3 protein-coding genes and 1 pseudogene are annotated in these 5501 nt (G+C 34.4%); 1 reads left to right on the plus strand and 3 read right to left on the minus strand.

Annotated elements, in window-relative coordinates; all coding sequences use genetic code 11:
• The 3 genes and pseudogenes from AC30RD_RS05755 to AC30RD_RS05765 form a co-directional block, all read right to left on the minus strand.
• A pseudogene (locus AC30RD_RS05755) lies at positions 1-204 on the minus strand (transcriptional regulator); the annotation flags it as partial.
• Positions 201-1691, minus strand: a complete 1491-nt coding sequence (locus AC30RD_RS05760) for a DUF1538 domain-containing protein (RefSeq protein WP_489493385.1) — start codon at positions 1689-1691, stop codon at positions 201-203. The gene AC30RD_RS05760 and the pseudogene AC30RD_RS05755, both read right to left, overlap by 4 nt.
• 138 nt (positions 1692-1829) lie before the next feature.
• The gene (locus tag AC30RD_RS05765; protein WP_489493386.1) at positions 1830-4418 is read right to left on the minus strand and encodes an ATP-dependent Clp protease ATP-binding subunit; all 2589 of its coding nucleotides are present in this window, start codon (positions 4416-4418) and stop codon (positions 1830-1832) included.
• A 283-nt stretch (positions 4419-4701) separates the two neighbouring features.
• On the opposite strand from AC30RD_RS05765, the gene AC30RD_RS05770 reads away from it, so the two are divergent.
• On the plus strand, positions 4702-5501 hold an 800-nt coding region (locus AC30RD_RS05770; RefSeq protein ID WP_489493387.1), incomplete at its 3' end, for a S41 family peptidase.

Below are 5501 nucleotides of genomic sequence, written 5' to 3' on the forward strand. Positions count from 1 at the left end.
TAAAGATAGCTTCCTTGGCAGTATAAAAAGCAGTATTGACATAGACTCTTCCAAAGTAACCCCAAAAAAGATCTTTTTCTCTTTTAAACCGATATTTCTTCCACCAACAATAGTAACGGCACCAGCTCCGGCACTTTTTGCTACTTCAATAGCTCTTTCTTCTTCTTCATTTGGAATAATCGCAACCAACGCTACAAACTTCATTTTATTTCCTTTCTTTTAAATTCTGCGTAAATCCCATAACCCATAACCGTAATCATCGGAAACAAAGAGGCAAACGCTATAAGTCCAAATCCATCGATTAATGGATCTCTATTTGGTATATTTTGAGCCAGCCCAAGTCCCAAAGCCGCAACAAGAGGAACTGTGACGGTAGAAGTTGTGACTCCTCCGCTATCATAGGCTATCGGAATAATATATTTTGGAGAAAAATAGGTTAAAATAATGACAATTATATATCCTACTATTATATAATAATGAAGTTCTCCGCCAGTAACTATTCTATAGGCTCCCAACGCTATACCTATAGCCACTCCCAAAGCAACAAAAATTCTAAGTAGCAAACCGTTTATTCTATCTTCGCTTACCTCTTGAGCTTTTATAGCAACAGCCAAAAGAGCTGGTTCTGCCATAGTAGTAGAAAATCCTATCAAAAAAGCAAAAATATAAATTAAAAATATTTTTCCAGTTGAAGTCAATTGAAACGCTAAAGTCTCGCCTATTGGGAAAAGTCCGATTTCAAGTCCCAAAATAAAAGCGTAAAGGCCTAATATAACTAAAATTATCCCAAAAGAGATCTTTTTTAGATGTGGAAGGGGTCTTTTTATAACAAAATATTGAAAAAATAAAATAACCCCAAGTATAGGGAGAATATCTTTGATAACACTAATTAGATCAAAAAAAATCTTTTTTAAATCAAAACTACTCTCTTTGATAATTTCCTCAGATACGGCTTGAGCAATTACCGCTACTTCATTAACATCACCTATATAATTTGCAAAAATTCCGTAAAGCTGCACAAAAATCATTGGAGTCAAAGAGGCAAAAGCGATAAGTCCAAACCCGTCAATTACTGGATTTCTTCCCTTTATACTTGAAGCAAGTCCTATCCCAAGCGCCGCAACTAAAGGAACCGTTACAGTAGAAGTTGTAACTCCTCCGCTATCATAGGCTAAACCTACAATCTCTTTTGGAGCAAAAAAAGTAATCAATACAACCAAAATATAACCAAAAATAATATAATAATGTATAGGATGTCCTATAATTATCCTAAACACTCCTAAAGATATCGCAAATCCTACGGAAAAGGCGACAGTCATTCTTAATAAAAAAGCATCTATTTTCCCTTCGCTAATAATTTGTGCTTTTTTTGCAATCGCTATAAGTGCGGGTTCTGCGACAGTTGTTGAAAATCCTATTAAGAAAGCAAAAAGCAAAAGCCAAAAAAGGCTCCCCTTTTTTGCAAACTCAATAGCAAGATTTTCTCCTATAGGGAAAATTCCAAGCTCCAAACCCCTAATAAAAATAGCAAGGCCTACAGCTACTATTAAAAGTCCAAGAATTATTGAAAAGGTGTTTTGAGGAATTTGTTGAATTATTAAAAATTGAAAAAGAGCTACAACTACAATAATGGGTAATAGATCTTTAAAAGAATTTTTTAAATCCGATAAAAATATTTTTAACGTATCCATTTAATAGCTCGTAAGTTAGATTTTAAATATTATACAAATTTGAACGATTCTTATGAAGATATTTTGCACAATATTAGAAAGATTGATTAAAATGTAGAATATTTTTACACTTTTCAATCCGCCAAAAGGCGGATTGGATTATACTTTTTGATTATTTACTATTACAACTACTTCATCGCCTTCGGCGTCAAATACTACGCTATCTCCCTCTTTTACTTTATCTTCCAAAATTAGTTCTGCCAATCTATCCTCTACCAACTCATATAAAGCTCTCTTAAGAGGTCTTGCGCCATATACAGGGTCAAACCCAGCTTTTGCTACGATTCTTTTTGCTCCTTCAGTGAGCTCTATCTTAATATCTCTTTCTTTTAATTTATCTTTTATTTTCTCAAACATAATATCAACGATTTTTACTATTTCGCTCTCTCCAAGAGGATTAAATATCACAATATCGTCAAGCCTATTTAAAAACTCAGGTTTAAAATATCTTTTTAACTCGTCTTTTACGGCTTTTTCTCTATCTTCTGGATCACGAAACTCCATAATCTTATCGCTTGCGATATTGCTTGTCATTATAATGATAGTATTTCTAAAATCAACTGTTACGCCTTTATTATCAGTTAGTCTTCCATCATCCAATACTTGTAAAAGGATATTAAAAACATCAGGATGAGCTTTTTCTATTTCATCAAATAAAACTACGCTGTATGGTTTTCTTCTAACAGCTTCTGTTAACTGTCCACCCTCTTCATATCCCACATATCCTGGAGGAGCACCAACAAGTCTTGAAACGGCGTGTTTTTCCATATATTCGCTCATATCTATTCTAATAAGAGATTTTTCGGTATCAAACAAAAATCTCGCTAAAGTTTTTGCCGTTTCTGTTTTACCAACTCCTGTCGGTCCTAAAAACATAAAGCTGCCTATTGGTCTATTTGGTTCACTAAGTCCGGCTTTATTTCTTTTTATGGCTCTTGCTACCGCTCTTAGAGCTTCATCTTGTCCTACCACATATTTTCTTAACTCATCTTCTACATGCAATATCTTCTCTTTTTCGCTTTGTAGCATTTTTGTTACCGGAATACCCGTCCATTTGCTAACAATCGCCGCTATCATCTCTTCATCAACCGCATTTTTTAGAAGGGTTCCAGCTTCGGTCATTCTCTCCCACTGCTTATTTAACTCTTTTAATTTGCTCTCAAGTGCCGGAATTTGACCATATTCGATTTCTGCGGCTTTATTATAATCACCCTCTCTTTTTGCTCGTTCTGCTTCAAATCTTTTCTTTTCTATCTCCTCTTTAATTGAGGCGATCTCTTTAAAGACTCTTTTTTCATTTTCAAATTGAGTCTCAAGTTCTCTCTTTTTTTCTTCCAAGTTAGCGAGTTCTTTTTCTATTTCGGCAAGTCTTTCTTCATTTTTTTTGCTTTTTTCCATTAAAAGAGCCTCTTTTTCAACAAGAAGCTGTTGGATTTCTCTTTTTACTTTACTAAGCTCAAAAGGCTCAGATTCGATTTGCATTTTAAGCTCTGCTGCGGCTTCATCTATCAAATCTATCGCTTTATCTGGCAAATATCTATCTGTGATATATCTGGCACTTAGTTTTGCTGCGGCAACCAAAGCGCTATCAAGAATTTGAACGTTATGATGAGCCTCAAGTCTCTCTTTTAATCCTCTTAATATCTGTAAAGCTTCATTTATCGAAGGCTCTTCAACCTTTACCGGCTGAAATCTTCTTTGAAGAGCTGCATCTTTTTCAAAATATTTTCTATACTCTTTAAGTGTTGTTGCGCCTATTGTGTGAAGTTCACCTCTTGCTAATGCCGGCTTTAAGATATTTGCAGCATCCATACTCCCTTCACCTGCGCCAGCTCCAACAATTGTGTGAATCTCATCTATAAATAATATAATATCGCCACTTTGCTTTACTTCATCAACAACGGCTTTTAATCTATCCTCAAACTCTCCTCTATACTTTGCTCCGGCAATCAAAGCTGTCATATCAAGAGAGATTAATCTTTTATTTTGTAAAGAGATAGGAACCTCTTTATTTACGATTCTTTGGGCAAGCCCTTCTACTATAGCGGTTTTACCTACACCTGGCTCTCCAAGTAATATAGGGTTGTTTTTTGTTTTTCTAATAAGTATCTGCATAACCCTATGTATTTCTTCGTCTCTTCCAATTACCGGATCAAGTTCTCCTTCGGCCGCTTTTTTAGTCAAATCTATCCCGTATTTTTCCAACGCTTCCAAAGTTTCATCGGCCGTTTGCTTATCTATCTTTTTGCCGCCTCTTATAGCTTCGAGGGTCTTTTTTAGCTCAAAAAGATCAACATATTTTCCTAAAATATCTTTTATTGTTTGATTATCAGTATTTGCCTCTATCCAAGTATCCACGGCCAAATAGGCATCGCCGTTTTTTACCATTAAACCTTCCGCTTTTTGCAAAGACTCCGCTAAATTTCTTGAAATTTTAATATTCTCTTTTGTAACTGAAGATACTTTTGGCAGTTTATCGGCAACGCTTTTTGCTTCTAATTCGATGGGAGTTTTATCAATGCCCATCTTGTTTAAAGCTTGATTTAATATAGATGAACTATCTGTTAGCAAAGCCCATATCATATGAGCCACGTCAACTTCCGGGTTTTTGTTGTGCAGGGCTAAACTTACTGCACTATCAATGGTTTCCGTCATTTTATGGGTAAGTTTTTCAAAAATATTACTCATACCCTACTCTCCTTTTCTTAGTTTTTCGTTATTATACAACTTTAGTCTATTTATGTCAAGTTTGTTAAGCTAAATGGTGTAAATATATTTTGGAATTGGGAATTTGGAATTAGGAATTAGTGATTTTCTTAACCACTTAACTACTTAACCACTCAACTATTTTAACTACCCAACCATTTTAACCATTTTTAACTATCTTAACCAAATAATGAGTTTAGCCAATTTTTATTAAATTTTAATTATAATCACTCATGATTTTTAAAGAAAATATTGAGGTATAAATATGATAAAAATGAGATATTTAACATACGGTTTTTTAACAAGCGCTATTTTGAGTTATTCTATATTTCAAACAGACGTTTATGCAAAAAGCGAAAACGACTTTAACCTAACCACAAGGCTTCAATCAATCGCAAAATTTACGAAAGTGGTAGGAACCGTTGAGAAATATTATGTTGATCCATTGAGTATCGAAGAGATAATAGATAAGGCAATAGCGGGACTTCTAAACAATCTTGACGCCCACTCATCATATCTTGATAAAAAGCATTTCAAAGAGTTAAAAATTCAGACCGAAGGTGAGTTTGGCGGATTAGGAATTACGGTAGGGATAAGAGACGGGGCTTTAACTGTAATAGCTCCTATTGAGGGAACACCCGCGGATAAAGCGGGACTTAAGGCCGGAGATATAATTTTAAAAATAGACGATAAATCCACTATCGATATGACATTGGATGAAGCGGTAAGTTTAATGAGGGGAAAACCCGGAACGAAAATCACTTTAACTATAGTGAGAAAAGGTGAGCCAAAACCGATAAAAGTAGAAATCGTAAGAGATATTATAAAAATAGACTCAGTTTACGCAAAACATATATTAAATGACGATATCTTATATTTAAGAGTAGTCTCTTTTGACAAAAAAGTTGTAAATGATGTTAAAAAATATATAAAAGAGAATGAAGAAAAAACGAAAGGAATTATAATAGATCTTAGAAATAATCCAGGCGGTTTGCTTGATCAAGCCGTAGGTTTGGTGGATCTTTTTGTAGATAAAGGCGTAATAGTCTCTCAAAAAGGAAGAAT

Source organism: Nitrosophilus sp. (assembly GCF_982775275.1).